Here is a 17,557-nt window from a genome sequence, read left to right as displayed (position 1 = left end):
AACTTTAGATCATGCCTATTTTGTTTTTTATAAATAGGGTGTTTTTGCCTATCCTCGCGAAAAGGTGGATTAAGCAATTTATCTAAAATGACTTTTTTTATATTCTAGGGTAAGTTCTAAATCACTCTTTTTTATTCCTATTGGTGTGATTCAGGGAAATGTTGGCGAGACGGCCTAAGGGCCTATTTATAGGGGGTTGTGTAGTAATGGAACAGAAAATAATGGTATTCATCCTTTTCAAATTTAATATCTCCAATGTTACACAATGTACTTATTAAACTTTTCTTTTCCTAACTCCTCGAATTAGTGTTGACTTACTTATTACAGTTATCTCTGCGACTGCTGTATATGAATTGTTTTTTAGCATTTCAATCGCATTATTTATTTGTTTTGATGTATATATCTTAGGTCTACCCTCTTTAAATCCTTCTTTAGTTTTTGCAATTGCTTTACCTGTTTGGGTACGTTCAATAATTGTATTCTCTAGCAGTCCAACATTAATTACATGGACAGATATTCCTTTATTAAATAGCTCTTGAACTATGCTAATGCCTTCTACAGTATTTCTAGCCAATCTGTCTAGTTTAGTAACTACTAAGGTATCCCCCTGTTTTAAATCCTCTATCAATTTATTGAATATAGGTCTATCTATTGTAGTTCCTGTATACTGCTCTACTCTAATTTCGGCACCATCATATCTATCTAGTATATTCCTCGTCTGAACCTCTATGGAATGTCCTTCTTTTAATTGTCCTTTTGTACTTACCCTTATATTATGTGACCTGCTAGATAATATTCGTTATGTGAGGTAATTCTCAACTGTGCATTGAAGTGATAAAAGCCTTGCAATACCAATAATATTCCTCAAATTACATCGCATAATTATTCTCTTCTCTGGCTAAAATTATAATAGCTTATTCAAAGAATAAGACTAACTAAAGCACAGGAGGGAATAAGATATGATTCAGTTTGAAACTGATGTTACTGATTTGATACAGAAAGTTCTCCACTTGATGGAACATCAGCAGTACAGTAAAAATGCAATACGAAAACATAGGAGCATAATCAAGCAGTTGGTCGTGTTTTCCAAACAGAATTATGGTGGTAAATATTCTGTAGAAATCGGGGCTGCTTTTATTGACGAAGTCTCTAGAAGACAACCGCCACTCTCGCTGGAGTATTTTAGAGCGTTTAAGTCGGAAGTGCGAAGGCTTGATCATGTTTTGTTGAGAATGCCAGAACGCTATGCGTTTGGGGATATAGGGCAGTTTGACCATTCTTGTTTTGACAGTTTTACGAATGCCTATAATAAGTATATTCGGGGCATTTTAAAAAGTGCATTGGATGTTCGCATTCGTACAAGGGCGCTTGCCCGTTTTTTTAAGTGGCTAGAGCTACACGGGATAACCTCTCTTCAAGATCTGCAACCGCAGCACATTCACAACGTATATATTGATGCTTCGGATAAGGATTTGTTTCGAAAGACGGTCCGAGGATTCTTCAGATATGCATATTCTCACAAGCTTCTCAAAAGGGATTTCAGTGTAGCAGTTCCTTCTTTTAGAAGGCATATCCCCGTACCGTCAGTATATTCTACGGAAGAAGTTGAACGGCTTCTTTCCTCCGTAGATCGTAATACCAAGTATGGTAAACGGAATTATGCAATATTGTTACTAATCGCTAGGCTTGGAATTCGGAGCTCTGATATTGTCAATCTTCGCTTTGAAAATCTGAATTTTACAGCAAACGTTATTGAAATTACACAGGTAAAGACGAGTGAACATCTCACGCTTACGATTACAGACGAGATAAGGAATGCGATTTTGGATTATACCCATCACGGTGGAAGATCAGACCATAACAGCGACTATCTATTTCTTTCGTATGATGCACCAATAAGGCTATTAGGTGACAGAGCAATATATCCCATAGTGTCAAGAGCTTTTACGACTGCGGGAGTACAGATAGACGGTAGAAAGCATGGACCGCATGCTCTTAGGGCAAGCCTTGCTACCGCTCTATTGAATGAAGGATACAGCTATCCCGTCATAACCGAAGTTCTCGGGCATAAAGATCCGAACACCGCTCAGCATTATGTGAAAGTTGACATAACTCATCTTAGAGAATGTGCGATGCAGGTGCCTCCCCCTTCAGGAATGTTCTACAAGTATCTCTGTGGAGAGGAGGATGTTATATGAGAAAAAAATACTTTAACTTCCATAGCGTATTTGCGCCTGAGATAAGATCTTTTCTTGAATTACGCACCGCTCAAGGTCATGTAATACGCCATGAAGCCTATACATTGGAAACACTGGACATTTTTCTCGTGGAACATGGACTATGCGAAAGACGCCTTCCAGCGAAAACTATAGATTCATGGCTATACTCATTTCCAAACAAATTAAACGCCAATACTTTGGTAACTTATGTGTCCTATTACACGCAGTTTGCTAAATACATGCGTATATTGGATATTCCGGCATTTATTCCGGAAAGGCCAAAAGGTAACAACGATTATGTGCCATACATTTTTTCGGAGGATGAAATGAAAAGGCTGTTTGCGGTTTGTGATAATCTGCCACGCAAAAAACATGTTACAAAAGCACCGGTCATATTCCCTGTACTCTTCAGGATGATTTATGGCTGCGGATTGCGGCTTGATGAAGCACTCACACTGCGGCTAAAGGATGTAGATTTGAAAAACGGGGTACTTCACGTCCTTAATGCAAAAGGGTCAAAGGATCGTATTGTTCCAATGGATTGTTCGCTGACTGATATTTGCCGCAATTACTGCAAACTGCTCCATAGCAATTCAGAAGATACAGCATATTTTTTTGAAAGTCATAACCATAAGCGTTTTTCACAAGCTTGGGCGGGGCGCTGGTTCAGCATTGTACTGGAAAGTGCAGGAATAGCATTGTCGGATGGAACCAAAGTCAGCAGAGGTATTTGTCCCCATTGTCTTCGACATACTTTTGCTGTAGACTCATTCAGACGAATGGACCGTAAGGGAAGGGACTTGTATGAATCTGCACCGTTTCTCTCGACATACATGGGACACTATGATCTCTATGGTACGGAGAAATATCTTCGCATGACATCTGAGATGCACGCTGAGGTTGTTGACCAGATGGCAGCCTATACCTCTTGTGTTTTCCCGGAGGTATCGGAATGAAAACAACATTATTTATACAGCAGCTGGGAAATTATTTTGAAATATATCTCCCAAAGACAGGTGGCTATAGCCAAAACACCATATCTTCGTACAAAGATACATTTCGTATCCTGTTTAAATTCATGGATGAAATAAAAGGAATACGCCATTATCTGATTGCCTATAAACATTTTACTGTAGAACTCATGGAAGAGTTTATTCTTTGGCTCGAAGAGGAGCGTAATTACAGCGCATCATCGAGAAACCAGCGGCATGCTTCGATATCAGCTTTCTTCAAATATGCATCTAGGCGTGAAATGGATGCACTTTCTGCTTTCAATCGCATCAGCGCTGTGCCGTCTAAGAAAACACCAAGTGTTGCCTTTCCCTACTTTACAGTTAAAGAAATTGGCATTCTCCTTAAGGTGCCAGACGTATCAAACCGGCTAGGAAGAAGAGATCAAGCTTTGTTATGCTTGCTCTATGATAGTGCTGCCAGAGCTCAGGAGCTTTGTGACGTTACTGTCGCCGATGTTAGGTTTGGTCGCCCAACCCGAATAAAGCTGCATGGCAAGGGGAGAAAAACACGAGAAATCCCGTTGACAGACGAATGCTCCAAGCTGATAAAGCAATACATAAAGTCTCAAAAGCTTGATAATGAAGATTCTCACGCTCATCCTCTATTTAGCAGCCAAACCCATGAAAAAATGACTACATCATGCATCCGCAATATTGTTGAAAAATATGTGAGGTTGGCAAGGATAAAATGTCCAGAAATGTTTAGGGAAGCGAATTACTCACCGCACAGTTTTCGGCATAGTAAAAGTGTTCATATGGTTGAAGCCGGTATCCAGATCATATACATTCGAGACTTCCTCGGTCACACTACGATCAAGTCTACTGAGCGTTATGCAAAGGTTAGCCAGATGGCGATAACAAAGGCTCTTACAGAACGGAAAATTCCAAATGTTATCCCTGTAAATGAATCAGACGAAACAGTAAAGAAATCATTTCCGGGATTTCTAGAATAATTTTCCCATTACAAATTCAAAAATTATGTGAGGTAATTTCAGTATTTCACTTGGTAATTCAAGGCTTTCATCGCCTTTATACTCAAATTTGAATTACCTCACATAACTTGCATAACCTATTATCATTATAACCCCTTTTTAGCATATTGTTTTGATTATACGTAAGTGTTTTATAGGTATCAATACTGTTAAGTTATGACATTAAGATTTTATACATTTTCTTATACATTAGGGTTATATCCACTATCTAATATTAAAAATAAAAAGAGCAGAAATTTCTGTTCTTGATGTTGCACAATATAAGAATATTCCATTATAAAAACACCATAAAATTCAATTCTGAATAATACGGTGTTTTATTATGACCTAGGACAAAAATTCCAAAACTAAATTTCTAAACTCTTTTTTGTTACTAAACATAGCAGGATGATTTCCATTTTCAAAAATAACCAATTTAGAATTTTTCATTTTTAAATTAATAGCTTTTAATGTACTTTGGACATTAGGTATTAAATCATCTTTCGAGCTTCCTGTAATTAAAACATTATTTTCTATGTTACTAAGTTCATAATTAAAAAAATTACCTATGTTTCTTGAAAAATCTATAATTAAGTTTGTATTTTGATCAATAACATTTTTCCAATCAAAGCCATGCATTATAAACCAAAATAATTTAGAACCTAACTTGTTTTTTGCTGTTTTTCTATCATCTACAATTTTTTGCGCAAACTCATAAGATAAATTTTCTCCCATAAAACTATCTACAATTATTCTGTTAAATAAATTAGGTTGTTTCAATACAGCATTTAAAGCAACAATAGCCCCGCCACTTGTACCTAACAGATTAACATCGCTAATACCAATGTGCTTACATAATTCAATAATTAAAGTAGAATTAAAATGCCAATAATTTAATGGTAATTTATCTACTCTCTGAGATTTCCCTTGACCTACCAAATCTAATAAAATTACTTTAAAGTTTTTAGAATAGAATTTTAATTCTGGTATAAACATTTTTGAGGAAGCTGTATCTCCATGTATAATAACTAAAGGTCTCCCTTCACCAGATACTTTATAATATATATTAATATTTTCATACTTAAAATAAGACATTTTCAACCTCCCAATAGCAAACATTGTAAAATTTTTTAATGAATATTTGTTTTATATAATCTACATGGGAGAGTTAGTAATTACTCTTACATATAGACTATTTTAGTTTATTAAAAATCCCCATTATGATACCTCCTTGTAGTTTAGCAACTCACATTATTTTACAAATGTGTCTTAATATCAAGGACTATTATACCACTACCGATAAGCTAATTATAGTTTTAGATTGGGGGTTGTGTAGTAATAAGGCATAAACAGAATATAATTACAATTTATTACCGAATAGTTTTTTGTCCATTGGTTGCAATGGTCTCGCTTACCAGATAATATTTCTTTTGCTAAGTCAAATGAATAATACCCTACAATATTACATTGCATAATTTTGTATTTTTCAACATAATATGTTTTTTATATTACATCATAAATTATTCGATTTAAGATGTAATATTACAAAAAACATATTTTTAAATATGACTTAAGTAGAGGATAATAAAATGAAAAACAGACAAAAAAATAAACCAATATGTATATTAATTACTTTGATTATTTTTAGTTTTACTATGCTAACTACTAATATTACATCAAATGCAGCGGACATAAGTCCTAAAAATATAGATTTAGTAATAGTATTTGATGATAATAGTATTGATGAAAATATAAAAAATATTATAACTAATTCTGGTGGAAAAGTTGTAGAAGAATTTCCTGAATTAGTAATTAATAACCTGAATGTAACACAATAAACAATTGAGTTACATTCACATTGAGTCTATTAACTCGTTTTGAAAGAATTGTAAATATACTCTATTTTTAAAATCAGTCTTTTAAATTTGAAGTTATTGTTTCCTAATATAAAAAATCATACAACACAATAAAAATTATGTTATATGCTTTTTCTCCTATTTATGACTCATATGATACACCTAATTATCTAGCATTTTACCATCAATTTCCTGTGTGATCCTTGAAATAAAGGCCTCTAGTGAACAGTTACCCTCATCACCATTTTTTCTACTTCTGAGGGATATACTCTCTGAGTTTTGTTCTTTTTCACCAATAACTATGATATAGGGCAATCTTTCTATGCTACCCAAAATCACTCTGTGTATAACAATAGGTCTATGCTTTTCTCCATCACTGCCGATATATTGTAAGTCAAATCTTTGGGGAAGGTGTAAATCTAGTTGTATAGTTCCACATTTCTTTGTTTAATATCATAGGAGTTTCTATCTCAACATAACCATTTTTCTTATGAAGTTCTCTCCAGTACTCAATTAAATTATTCTTTAAAACTACACCATTGGGAAGGAAAAATGGAAATCCTGGTCCCTCATCCATTAAAGCAAATAATTTTAGTTCTTTACCAAGTTTTCTATGATCCCTTTTCTTCGCTTCTTCAATCATATTCAAATATTCATCAAGTTCACTTTTCTTAGCAAATGCCGTTCCATATATTCTTTGAAGCATTTTATTTTTTTCGCTGCCTCTCCAGTAAGCTCCTGCAACTGATAATAGCTTAAAGGCTTTTACTTTTGAAGTTGATAATACATGTGGCCCTGCACAGAGTTCTATAAAATCTCCCTGCTTAAAAAAAACTAATTCTTCTCCTTCTGGTAAATCATTAATGAGTTCTATTTTATAGATTTGTCCCTTATATTCCATAATCTTCAAAGCTTCTTTTATAGAAACTACTGATCGCTCTAATCTTAAGTCTTCTTTAACTATTTTTCTCATTTCTACTTCTATTTTTTCGAGTATATCCATAGTAAAGGGTTCTACTACATCAAAATCGTAATAAAATCCATTATCTATTGCAGGGCCGATAGCTAATTTAGCATTTGGATATAATAGCAAGTATATGATAGGCGGTGTGTCTAAGTGCCCTTCTTCTTCATTAGAATTTATTACAGTGCCATCCTTTATTACAACCTTTAACATAAACATTACTCCTTCAAAAAATAATAAACCCTCCCCAAAGTAAGGGACGAGTTTTATCGCGATTCTACCCAAATTACAGAAGCATAATTAAAAACACTTCTATCACTCAACACCACTAACGCCGGCTCGCGGAATTACCTACTTAAGTTCAGTAATCAACTCAGAGGTGGTTTTCAATATTGCTTGTTCAAGAAACCTTACAGCCGGTGAGTTTCTCCCTCTTAGAACAGCATACTATTTACTTTTCCTCTTCACAGTTTTTAATTAAAATTAGTATATTCTAAATTGTTTTCATTGTCAATATATGTTTCACTTTGGGGCTATTGCCTATTCCTTAAAAAATTCATTTTCAATGTAACATAACGAGTTGACTCTTTACTTTGAATGTATTACAAATCAGTCTTAATATAATAATAAGACTCCTCAGTCAAAGGCTGGTCCACATCCGATTTTCTCCTTCATGCTTCATACGAAAACCTGATGTGGCACAAGCTCTTTCACTGCTCTAGGTCACAAATGAAGCTTTAGACAATCTTACTCACTGCCTAGAAGTAAACTAATCTATTAAAGTACCTAAGCATTCATCATTCTATTTAAGTTTAGTAGCAGTCAGTAAACTTGTCCAAAGCAAATGAAATTATTCCCCCTTCATCCAGGGGAAACAGATCCTACTGCACTACAGCAGGATCTGTTTTTTGTTCTCAACCTACTAGGGGTATAGGTAGTAACGGAACTAAAAACGGCTATAAGTATGTAAATAAATGGAGTTGAAATTTAAGAATACATTTCTTAAAGCATCATATATATTTAATAATGCTTTAGGATGGAGATGTTATTTATGAAATTCAAATCAATAACAATGATACTAGAAATACTTTTATTTGTTGTTGGTGTGGCTGGATGTACAATGATGTTTATGCAAATGGGATTACCAACAGCCATGTTAACAATAATTACAATGCTTTTAATTATTAGTAGCACCTTTGAATTTATAAAAACTCAAAAACTGCGAAAATTAGTATACCCTATAATTACAACTTATTTTTTTGTAGGAATGCCTATTATAGAAAAGTTCACAAATAATGAAGTTTTCTTTGTGGGCTTTGCTGTATTAGGGTGTGTTATTACTATCATATTTGTTTATAAGGACTTAATAATAACCAACAAAGAAAAAGAATTACCACATTAAGAGGTCTCACCAACATAATTTTGAATCACACCAGTAGCAATTTTATAATATCTACGTAAATCTTAATGTATTTTACGTAGATATTCATAAATGTTTTGTTATACTTTACGAATATATTTTATAGCTTTTTTCAACCCTACGTAAAGGTATACCTTTACGTAGGGCAATTCGTTTTAACATCAAACTATAGTTTATAAAAATGGTGTTTAATGGTATAATTTTTCTAGTGATTAAGTCACAACGGTAAAATATTGTTCATTAAATGACTTTAAAATGAAGAGGGTTTTTATATGAAAAAAATAATAGCTTTTCTTTGTCTAATTTTAGTAGTATTATTTTTATTGGTTTATAAACAAGTTGGTAAAACCAACAATGCTGTAGTAAGTATTGGAAAATCAGATAAGTTTAGCCAAGGGGAAATGAATGATGCAACAAATTGTGTAAAGAAAAAATTCAAGGATTTTAGGGGATGTAGTCTTACAAAATTATGGTATGACGAAAAGAAATCAAATTATTTTATTGGAGGTTACTTGAAATATGGAAAAGGTTCAGCGAATGGTGTCAAGTCTGAGAATGTAATTGTTTTGCTTTCTACTTTTAATGTAGATTTTTCAGGAGGTGATGGGAGTTTTAATCCAAATTCAACTTATTCTAATTGGAATTGGACATTAATAAGGGATAGTAAAACAGGTAATTGGCGAGTTGACTGTTGGGGATATTAAAACTAATACAACTGAAATGTTAGCATTACTCTTAATAGAATGTGTAGAATTAGATATTAAAAAAGTCTTAATTACTTGCGACAAAAATAATATTGTATCGGTAAAGACTATGATAAATAATGGAGCTAAATTGGCAAATGAAATACCAGAAGGAAGTAGAATTACTCAAAGATATTGGATAACTTTAAATTAAATTAATAGCATTATCTATAAATAGAATAATTCGCATTTTTCTTATATTGATGATAAACATTGATATTAGTTAGTTTTAGGCTATTTTTTATTCTTGTTGGCGGGACCCCTCTTATCATTTAAAACCGCAAATTTCTTTATGTGGAATATATGTTATATACAGTATAATCAAGTAAATGGGGTGGAGCCACGGAACCGACAAAACCCACGTTAAGGAATATAGTTCCATAAACCTTCATTTTCGGTACTTAAATATAAACCTTAGGAATAGTCACTTTATACGTGATTATCAGTTCCAAAACTATTACCAAAAAAAAAGTATCAAAACAAATCGAATATAGCTTTTATGGTACTTATTTTTAAATATTATTTGCTTAACGTAGGCGAAAGTCATGTTTTATATCCATTTTATGTCTTAGCGTGGGGTTTGTCGGAAATGTTAGCGCTCCCCCTAAATAAGCTAATTAATAAAATTATGCGGAATATAAGGAGGACTTCGATATGACTGATTTAGAAAAGAATAACGATAGAGAAAGCATTGATGAAAATATAAAAAAATCTAAAAGCAAGCTACTAGTTATGGAGCCTATTTAAATGCCGTGAAATTTTGGTTTCACAGCATTGTATCTTTGAAATATATTTTTAAAGGATTGTAGATCTATAATATAGAATAAGCTAATTAAGCAAGTATTTTGTGTCGTGCTCGTATTTTTATGAGAGTTAGTTGTCTCTCAAACTAATAGAGAAATAGGAATTGATATAATATAACAATAATAAAATGCAGGAGATTTTATATGAGGAATACGGATGTATATGGGTTAATTATAATTACATTAATTATGGGAGGGATGTTTACATTTTTAGGATTGATAATTAAAAGTCAAAATGCAGGAGATATGCTGAATGGATTTGATGCGAAAAAATATAATAAAGATAAAGTATCAAGGATAGTAGGCGGAGATATGTTGTATACTGGTCTATTAATTATTCTTATAGGGGTTGGTGGGTTTTTTTTTAGTAGCAAATTTTATAATTATTTAACTATTGCACAGGTCGTTATTTTCGTACTAGGAATTATAAAAAGTATATATGATATGGATAAAAAATGTAGAATAAAAAAATAAATATGCAGTCTTAAAGTAAAAGATATAAGAAGATAAAGTGGTAGGTAATATTCATATATTTCGTCGCAAGTACCCCCAAGATCTTAGCTATGGTGGGTACTTGCTTTCAGTGCATATCTATACACTGAAAGTAACACAATACTAATTGTGTTACTTTCACATTGGGACTATTGCCTATTCCTTTGAAATTTCATTTTGCATGTATTACAAATCAGTCTTAATATAATAATAAGACTCCGCAGTCAAAGGCTGGTCCACATCAGATTTTCTCCTTCATTCTTCATACTAAAACCTGATGTGGCACAAGCTCTTTCACTACTCTAGGTCACAAATGAAGCTTTGGACAATCCTACTCACTGCCCAAAAGTAAACGTCCCAGAGGGCACAAAATCAATGTACTATATTTATAATATATCTTATAAAACAATACATTCAAATGTACAATAAGAAAAAAGGCTTTAGTTAAACCTACTATGAGCCTTTATATATCAACGCTTTATGTTATTTTTACGAATGTAAGGTTTTAGTCAAAATCGTACATTCGTTTGTGACGTAATTTATGAATATTTCGACTTAACTCGCACTAAAAAATATGCATATTTTTATTAGTTCATTTCGTTTCCTCGATAAACTCTTTTATTTTCGTTGAAACTGCATTCCCATGTCCTGTTATTAGATGTCCACCAGTTTCAAAAATGGCAGTTTTAGCATTTGTACGAGAAATAATTTTTTTGGTATCCTCATATTTTACCACAGATCATCTTTTGATTGAACCACTAAAATAGGAGCTGTTATTTTCTCAACTTTATAATCATCAAAATTAATATCCATGTCTAAATTCGTTATTGTTCCATCAGCCTTTATTCCGCTTTTACGTGGTTCTACAGGTAGCATGGTATTGTATATATCATTGTTAATATCGGATCCAAACATAGATTTAAAAACAAAGCCGAAATACTTTGTTGAAAGCCACATTGGGAAATCATTAACGATTATTGCAGGCGGACCCGTCATGCCTTTTATTTCTTCACGTGTCTTTTTTGTAGTAGGAACTCCAGATGAAAGTAAAATTAGCCCCTTGACACGATCGGGATATTCAATGGCAAACGTGATTCCTGCTGCACCTCCGGCAGATGTGGTAATAATATATGCCTTTTGAATCGAAAGCTGATCTAGTAAGCTTAAAAATGCTTTTGCTTGATTTTTCGGTGTTGGTTCAGAGGGTAAATCAGAGCCAGGATAACCGAAACGTGATGGAGCTATTTTTCGATAATCATTTCCCATAAGGCTTTTTAAAGATACAGAGCCTTGATCGTATCCACCAAAGATACCGTGGGATATGACTATTGTTTCACCGGAACCTTCGTCCATATAACTCATTTTACCATATTCAGTATCAATGGTTTTAACATCATAATGATTAAGATTTTCATATGATTTGCGAATATCAATGGTATATTGTATGGTTACAATGATTCCAAGCACAACTAATATTAACAGTAAATATACCCACATATGTTTGTACCATGTTTCCGTTAGTTTCAATTTACTTCCCCTCCTCAAAATACAAATAACATTTGTTTCACTTAAGTTACTCTTGTGGCGCGAGAATTTACAGATGCGTCTTAATATCAGGGATTATTATACAACTAACTATAAGCTCCTTATAGTTTTAGATTTATTTATAGAACGTTTTATAACCTTGTGATACTATATAAAACGTTAATACATTCCACCATTATATATGGTTACTTAACAACGTCTTTATAGTTATCAATATAAAAAATTACACAGCCACAATTAGGACAAACCGCTGCTTTGGGTGTACCATACGTTGTATTCAAAAAAAAATTGCCTTTTTTTGAAATTGTAATTCCACCAAAAGATTCAACTTTAAAATTCTCTATCATTTCAGTCTGGCATTGAGTACATATTTTTTTCATTTTTAAATCCCCCACGCTCTATTAATTATCTTCATTTTATATCACTGTTGCTACACTTTAATCTAAAATTTCGCAACAACATATAAATAAATTATACCATTGTGAGCAAAAAATCACTATTCTTTATAGTGGGAGAATTATAAAGAATTTATCCATTTTGTGTCTTAGCGTGGATTTTGTCGGAAATGTTGGCTCTACCCCATAGCCATCAAGCTAAGCCATATTGAATATTAGTAGCTGCTCCAGTGCTATTATAAGAGTAACTTCCTGTCTTGACATTAAAAGTTATATTCGTACCATTACTAGTATAGCCTCATACTTTTATTAAAAAAGATTTACTGTTTTTTATCAATTTATATACACTCAAAAATTTAGATTATCCACCTAAAACTTGTCTTGGTAATTAACAAAAAAAACACAGTCATGAGCTGTGTTTATCTATAAATCTTGACTTACTATTTAACAATCAAATTAAGTGCTCCATCTAAATCAGAAATAATATCTTTAACATTTTCAAGCCCTACTGCCAACCTTATTAAACCATCAGTTATACCAGCTTCCAATCTTTCTTCTTGTGGATATGAAGAATGAGTCATTGAAGCAGGATGTTCAATTAAAGTTTCAGGATCGCCTAAACTAACAGCTAATTTGCACATTTCAACTGCATTTATAACCCTTTTGCCTTCTTCTACTCCACCCTTTATTTCAAAAGCAATTACCGCTCCTGGAAGGCTCATTTGTTTTTTTGCTAATGCATATTGTGGGAAACTCTCAAGTCCTGGAAAATATACATTTTCTACTGCTGGGTGAGCTTCTAAAAATTTAGCTACAGACATTGCACTTTCACAGTGTCTGTCCATTCTAATTTCTAGTGTTTTCATTCCTCGTATAATCAAATATGCATCAAAAGGACTTAAACAAGCTCCTGTCATATCCTTAACACCAAATAATCTAACTTCATCAATAAATACTTTAGATCCAATAACAAAGCCAGCAATTACATCACCATGTCCATTTAGAAATTTGGTTCCAGAATGCACTACCACGTCTGCGCCTAGTTCTAATGGTCTTTGTATATATGGCGTGCTGAATGTATTATCCACCATTACTATGCAATTTTCTACTTCATGTGCAATCTTTGATATTTTATCAATATCTGTTATGAGTAACGTTGGATTTGCAGGTGTTTCTAAGAAAACAACCCTTGTATTTTCTTTCATAGCATTTCTTACATTTTCTAGATTCGTAACATCAACAAAAGTAACCTCAACGCCAAATCTTGCAATACCATTACTTAAAAATGCATGAGTACAGCCATAAATAGTTTTTGATGCCACTACATGATCTCCGGCCTTTAATAATGACCACATTGCTGAAGTTATGGCTCCTATGCCTGATGACATAGACATGCATGCTTCTCCACCTTCAAGTATTGCCAGTTTTTCTTCTAAAACTGTGTTAGTGGGATTTCCCAGTCTTGAATAAATATAGCCATCTTCTCTTCCTGCAAATCTATTACCACCTTGATCAGCTGAGTCAAAAACGAAGGTAGCTGTTTGATGTATTGGAGTAGCTAGTGCTCCGTATTGATCCACCTTACTTCCTCCATGTATAGCTTTAGTAGCAAATCCTTTGTTAATTAAATATTCTTTATTCATTATTAATTCCTCCTAATATTTAGTTATTACATAAATTAGTTAACACTATCAACACTTATTTCTTCACTCTATCTAAAGCTCAAGCTTTGTACAAAAACTTTATCAAAGTCTTCATAGTTTGAAAGTTCAATAATATCAACCTTTTTAACTACTGTCTCCATTTCCTTCCTATAAGACTTATTTAATAAAAATATTTGCCCTCCAGATTTTGAAGTATTTCCGACAAAGTCAATTTTGTCTTCAAGTTCTAAGGGTAGTAGACCTATATTTATTAAACTTTTTGCTCTGAGGTGGTAGCCAAAAGACCCTGCAATCAGTACTTTGTCTACTTTATTAGCCGTAATGTCTTTACTCCTCAGTAAAAATTCTATTCCAGCCCTAACTGCACCTTTTGCAAGCTGTACTTGCCTTATATCCTTTTGTGATAAGTAAACTTTATCAGTTATTTTAAATACCGTTTTGCCTTCATGTTTAACTATCTTTTCCTTCAATAGAGGTTTCACTTCTTCTTTATCTGTATCAACAAACTTACCATTTTTCTTAATTACTCCATGTTTAACAAGCTCACCAACAATGTCTAAAAGTCCACTTCCACAAATTCCAATTGCTTTGTCATCACCAATTGTTTTGACAGTTATGTTTCCGTCATCTTCTATATTGAAAAACTCTATAGCACCATTAGACGCCCTCATGCCATGAGTTATATTCATTCCTTCAAAGGCGGGGCCTGCAGCAGTGGAGGCCGCAGATAATTCTCCGTCTAAACTTAGAACCATCTCACCATTTGTCCCAATATCCACAAAAAGTGTAACACCATCTTTTTCATATAATTTAGCTGCAAGGATACCTGATGTTATGTCTGATCCAACATAAGCAGAAATTATAGGTGGAAGATATATTAGTCCAAAAGGGGAAATATTAAAGTCATGATGCAACGCTTCAACATGGTTCCCGCCAAAAATTTTAGGAGTATAAGGATACCTACCAAGCGAACTAGGGTTTATATTTGTTGCTAGATGTAACATACAAGTGTTTCCGCTTAGAATAACCTCATAGATATTTTCATTGGCTATACCTGCATTTTTACTTATTTCACTTATCATATTTTTAATTTCACGAGTAACACCACTATACATGGTATTTAAGTTCTTTTCCTCAGATGCAAACTTTATTCTCGACAAAACATCCTGTGCATGAATTGCTTGTGGATTTAGACAAGAAGTTGAACTAATTTCCACTCCATTAAATAAATCTATAAGAGAAGCAACCATGGTAGTTGTACCAATATCAACTACAACACCAAAATTCTTATTTTCCGTATTATTTGCTTCAATTCCAATAATTTGTTCCCCTGCATATACTCTCGTTACGCCTTCATCATCAAAATACTTCTTTTTAATTATAGGGTTAATTTTAAATTCAAAACTTTTGCCATGATTTAGAATTTTTAAGCTTTCATTTTGTTCCTTACGAGTTACCTCAACTAAAACATCCCCTATAACTTTTGTAGCACAGGATAATACAAATCCTGCCTTCTCTTCTTCTTTGGATAAATGATGTACTCCATTTGAAATTACATTCTTTATTGAGATGTTATCAAGCTTTACCTTGCATTTACCACAGGTTACAGCTGCATTACAAGGGGACTCTATTACGACCCCTGCAAGTCGCGCTGCTTGAAGAATTGTAGTTCCAACTTCAACACTAATTGTTATATTATCCGGAACAAATTTTACTTGTACCATTATTTTACACTTCCTTCCCTAACTGTTTTCGTAAAAGTATATATATTTTCAAGAGACGAAGAAGTACTTAAACCACATGCAGGAGATATAATATTTATACCATCTCGCAAAAGCTTCTCAGTTTGACTGGCAACTTTCTCTGTAGAACCAAATTCTAATAGGTAGGTACTTAAATTCCCCATAGTAGTAAGAGACGGGTACTCTTCTTTAAGAATACGCAAATTCACTAGTGAATCTGTGCTTATAGCATTGCATTTTATATTGGGCAACAGATTTTTTACAGCATTTAATTTACCACAAATATGAACTATAACAGGTACATTCAAAGAATGAATACCATTGATAAGCTTATTTAAATATCTTACAGCATATTCTTCAAACATTTTAGGTCCAAGTATTTCTCCAGTTGCTGTAGGATCTGCAATGGATATAACAGTAACTCCGTTATCAATCATAAGTTTTGCATACTCTATTAAAAAATCTGTTACATAATCAATAACTTTATGTGATCCTTCTTTATTCTTTCTTAACTCCTTCAAAAATGTCATTGGGTCAACCATAGAGGCAGAAGTACTTATAGGTCCAGTCAAACTGCCAATTACAGGCACGTCATCATTTTGCTTTGATATATAATAAACTGCCTGGATAATGGTATCAACACGTCCGTTTTTAAGAATTTCACTTATATTTTTAAATTCTACATTTGAAACGGAAGAAAATACTTCTGTAATAATTTTAGGTTCACAGGCAAGTGTTCCAAAATCTACTTTACTTCCAAGAACCTCAGCTTCTACAGTCATACAAAATGGAATCCCCAAGTTTTCAAAGCCTGTATGAGTATGAACATCCTTTGAAAGCAAGCACATAAGCTTACCATCCTTATGTGCCTGAGGCAAAGTATGCCCGGTTTTTTTCATTACATCTATTATAGCCGCATTCATCATTCCCCCTGGGCAAATAACAGGAGGCCTATCTACTTTTTCTTTATTTAAAACTCTTAGCAATCTTTCTTTTTGAGTAAGTACTTCCATTTTTAACCCTCTTTTCTTTTTAATTTTAAAAAGTAATTAGACTACAATTGAAGCAGCAACTAATTTCCTTGCCAGTCTTACAGCTTCTGCTGCATTTACCGAATACCCGTCTGCTCCAATTCTATCCGCAAACCCTTGTGAAATTGGACCTCCACCTATCATAATCTTAAATTTATCCCTGATATTTTGCTTGTCTAAACTTCTTATAACTTCTGCCATGTTATCCATAGTTGTAGTCATTAAAGTTGAAAGTGCTATTATATTTGCATTTTCCTCTTTCGCTCTTTCTACAAATATTGAAGGTGGAACGTCTCTTCCAAGATCAATAACATCAAAGCCTGAAGTCTCAAGCATAATCTTTACAAGATTTTTCCCTATATCATGAGTATCTCCCTCAACTACACCTATAATAACCTTGTGTTTCACTTCATTTTTATCTATTTTTATATGTGGTTTTAAAATATCAAGTCCTGCATACATTGCATCGGAACACATTAAAAGCTCTGGAATAAAATATTCTTCTTCCTCAAAAAGCTCTCCTGCTCTTTCCATACCTGCTGATAATCCTTTATCAATTGCTTCAAATGCATCATACTTCTGCGCAATTACCTCTTTTGAAATAGCTATTGCTACATCTTCATCCATATCAACCACTGATTCCGCTAGTTTCTTAAATAATATTTCTTTATTATCTGACATTTTATACCCTCCATTTTT

General features: G+C 33.2%; 18 protein-coding genes, 1 pseudogene and 1 other annotated feature. Of the genes and pseudogenes, 8 read left to right on the top strand and 11 right to left on the bottom strand.

The window, feature by feature from the left end; genetic code table 11:
* Nucleotides 1-274: 274 nt before the first annotated feature.
* A complete protein-coding gene (locus KTC92_RS03640) occupies nt 275-772 on the bottom strand; it encodes a recombinase family protein (protein ID WP_220287242.1) in 498 nt (165 codons plus the stop codon).
* Between the two features lie 187 nt (nt 773-959).
* On the opposite strand from KTC92_RS03640, the gene KTC92_RS03635 reads away from it, so the two are divergent.
* From KTC92_RS03635 to KTC92_RS03625, 3 genes are read left to right on the top strand one after another with little or no spacing between them, the layout of a single operon-like run.
* On the top strand, nt 960-2,198 hold the full coding sequence (locus KTC92_RS03635; RefSeq protein ID WP_220287188.1) for a tyrosine-type recombinase/integrase: 1,239 nt from the start codon (nt 960-962) through the stop codon (nt 2,196-2,198).
* Nucleotides 2,195-3,175 carry a tyrosine-type recombinase/integrase gene (locus KTC92_RS03630; protein WP_216304078.1) on the top strand — a complete coding sequence of 327 codons (981 nt, stop codon included), beginning with the start codon at nt 2,195-2,197 and terminating at the stop codon, nt 3,173-3,175. Before KTC92_RS03635 ends, KTC92_RS03630 begins: the two co-directional genes overlap by 4 nt.
* On the top strand, nt 3,172-4,185 hold the full coding sequence (locus KTC92_RS03625; protein WP_216304077.1) for a tyrosine-type recombinase/integrase: 1,014 nt from the start codon (nt 3,172-3,174) through the stop codon (nt 4,183-4,185). Before KTC92_RS03630 ends, KTC92_RS03625 begins: the two co-directional genes overlap by 4 nt.
* A 366-nt stretch (nt 4,186-4,551) precedes the next feature.
* Here the strand turns inward: KTC92_RS03625 and KTC92_RS03620 are convergent, their stop codons facing one another.
* A complete protein-coding gene (locus tag KTC92_RS03620; RefSeq protein WP_220287190.1) occupies nt 4,552-5,298 on the bottom strand; it encodes an alpha/beta fold hydrolase in 747 nt (248 codons plus the stop codon).
* Between the two features lie 494 nt (nt 5,299-5,792).
* Here KTC92_RS03620 and KTC92_RS03615 point away from each other — a divergent pair, with 494 nt between their 5' ends.
* Nucleotides 5,793-6,041: a hypothetical protein gene (locus tag KTC92_RS03615; protein WP_220287193.1), complete on the top strand. Its 249-nt coding sequence runs from the start codon at nt 5,793-5,795 to the stop codon at nt 6,039-6,041.
* A gap of 180 nt (nt 6,042-6,221) precedes the next feature.
* Here the strand turns inward: KTC92_RS03615 and KTC92_RS18610 are convergent, their stop codons facing one another.
* Together KTC92_RS18610 and KTC92_RS03610 are read right to left on the bottom strand one after the other, a co-directional pair.
* Nucleotides 6,222-6,392 (bottom strand): His/Gly/Thr/Pro-type tRNA ligase C-terminal domain-containing protein, encoded by a 171-nt coding sequence (locus tag KTC92_RS18610; RefSeq protein WP_375294754.1) that lies wholly within the window; start codon nt 6,390-6,392, stop codon nt 6,222-6,224.
* 97 nt (nt 6,393-6,489) lie between these two features.
* Nucleotides 6,490-7,186, bottom strand: a pseudogene (locus KTC92_RS03610) (threonine--tRNA ligase); the annotation flags it as partial.
* 89 nt (nt 7,187-7,275) lie between these two features.
* Nucleotides 7,276-7,500 (bottom strand) — a binding site (T-box leader).
* A 574-nt stretch (nt 7,501-8,074) separates the two neighbouring features.
* On the opposite strand from KTC92_RS03610, the gene KTC92_RS03605 reads away from it, so the two are divergent.
* The 4 genes from KTC92_RS03605 to KTC92_RS03590 all read left to right on the top strand — a co-directional run bounded on the left by KTC92_RS03605 (nt 8,075) and on the right by KTC92_RS03590 (nt 10,463).
* Nucleotides 8,075-8,425, top strand: a complete 351-nt coding sequence (locus KTC92_RS03605; RefSeq protein ID WP_253198212.1) for a hypothetical protein — start codon at nt 8,075-8,077, stop codon at nt 8,423-8,425.
* A gap of 290 nt (nt 8,426-8,715) precedes the next feature.
* The gene (locus tag KTC92_RS03600; protein WP_220287195.1) at nt 8,716-9,147 is read left to right on the top strand and encodes a DUF4829 domain-containing protein; all 432 of its coding nucleotides are present in this window, start codon (nt 8,716-8,718) and stop codon (nt 9,145-9,147) included.
* A complete protein-coding gene (locus tag KTC92_RS03595; protein WP_258280680.1) occupies nt 9,128-9,340 on the top strand; it encodes a GNAT family N-acetyltransferase in 213 nt (70 codons plus the stop codon). The genes KTC92_RS03600 and KTC92_RS03595 overlap by 20 nt, the downstream gene beginning before the upstream one ends.
* Nucleotides 9,341-10,133: 793 nt before the next feature.
* Nucleotides 10,134-10,463, top strand: coding sequence for a DUF3784 domain-containing protein (locus KTC92_RS03590; RefSeq protein WP_220287199.1), 330 nt, complete (start codon nt 10,134-10,136; stop codon nt 10,461-10,463).
* Nucleotides 10,464-11,073: 610 nt separating this feature from the next.
* On the opposite strand, the gene KTC92_RS03585 is transcribed toward KTC92_RS03590, so the two are convergent.
* The 7 genes from KTC92_RS03585 to KTC92_RS03555 form a co-directional block, all read right to left on the bottom strand.
* Nucleotides 11,074-11,217, bottom strand: coding sequence for a hypothetical protein (locus tag KTC92_RS03585; RefSeq protein ID WP_220287201.1), 144 nt, complete (start codon nt 11,215-11,217; stop codon nt 11,074-11,076).
* On the bottom strand, nt 11,211-12,008 hold the full coding sequence (locus KTC92_RS03580) for an alpha/beta fold hydrolase (protein ID WP_258280679.1): 798 nt from the start codon (nt 12,006-12,008) through the stop codon (nt 11,211-11,213). Before KTC92_RS03580 ends, KTC92_RS03585 begins: the two co-directional genes overlap by 7 nt.
* 203 nt (nt 12,009-12,211) lie before the next feature.
* Complete coding sequence (locus KTC92_RS03575) at nt 12,212-12,406, bottom strand: nucleic acid-binding protein (RefSeq protein WP_220287205.1); 195 nt, start codon at nt 12,404-12,406, stop codon at nt 12,212-12,214.
* 455 nt (nt 12,407-12,861) lie between these two features.
* Complete coding sequence (megL, locus tag KTC92_RS03570; RefSeq protein ID WP_220287207.1) at nt 12,862-14,064, bottom strand: methionine gamma-lyase; 1,203 nt, start codon at nt 14,062-14,064, stop codon at nt 12,862-12,864.
* 68 nt (nt 14,065-14,132) lie between these two features.
* Complete coding sequence (locus tag KTC92_RS03565) at nt 14,133-15,809, bottom strand: ASKHA domain-containing protein (protein WP_220287209.1); 1,677 nt, start codon at nt 15,807-15,809, stop codon at nt 14,133-14,135.
* Nucleotides 15,809-16,840 carry a uroporphyrinogen decarboxylase family protein gene (locus KTC92_RS03560; protein WP_220287211.1) on the bottom strand — a complete coding sequence of 344 codons (1,032 nt, stop codon included), beginning with the start codon at nt 16,838-16,840 and terminating at the stop codon, nt 15,809-15,811. Before KTC92_RS03560 ends, KTC92_RS03565 begins: the two co-directional genes overlap by 1 nt.
* Nucleotides 16,841-16,876: 36 nt before the next feature.
* Nucleotides 16,877-17,539 carry a corrinoid protein gene (locus KTC92_RS03555; RefSeq protein WP_220287213.1) on the bottom strand — a complete coding sequence of 221 codons (663 nt, stop codon included), beginning with the start codon at nt 17,537-17,539 and terminating at the stop codon, nt 16,877-16,879.
* Nucleotides 17,540-17,557 lie beyond the last annotated feature (18 nt).

The organism is Clostridium sp. CM027 (assembly GCF_024730565.1).
GTDB classification, from domain to species: Bacteria; Bacillota; Clostridia; order Clostridiales; family Clostridiaceae; genus Clostridium_AD; species Clostridium_AD estertheticum_B.
This window is presented reverse-complemented; position numbering and strand designations above follow the sequence as displayed.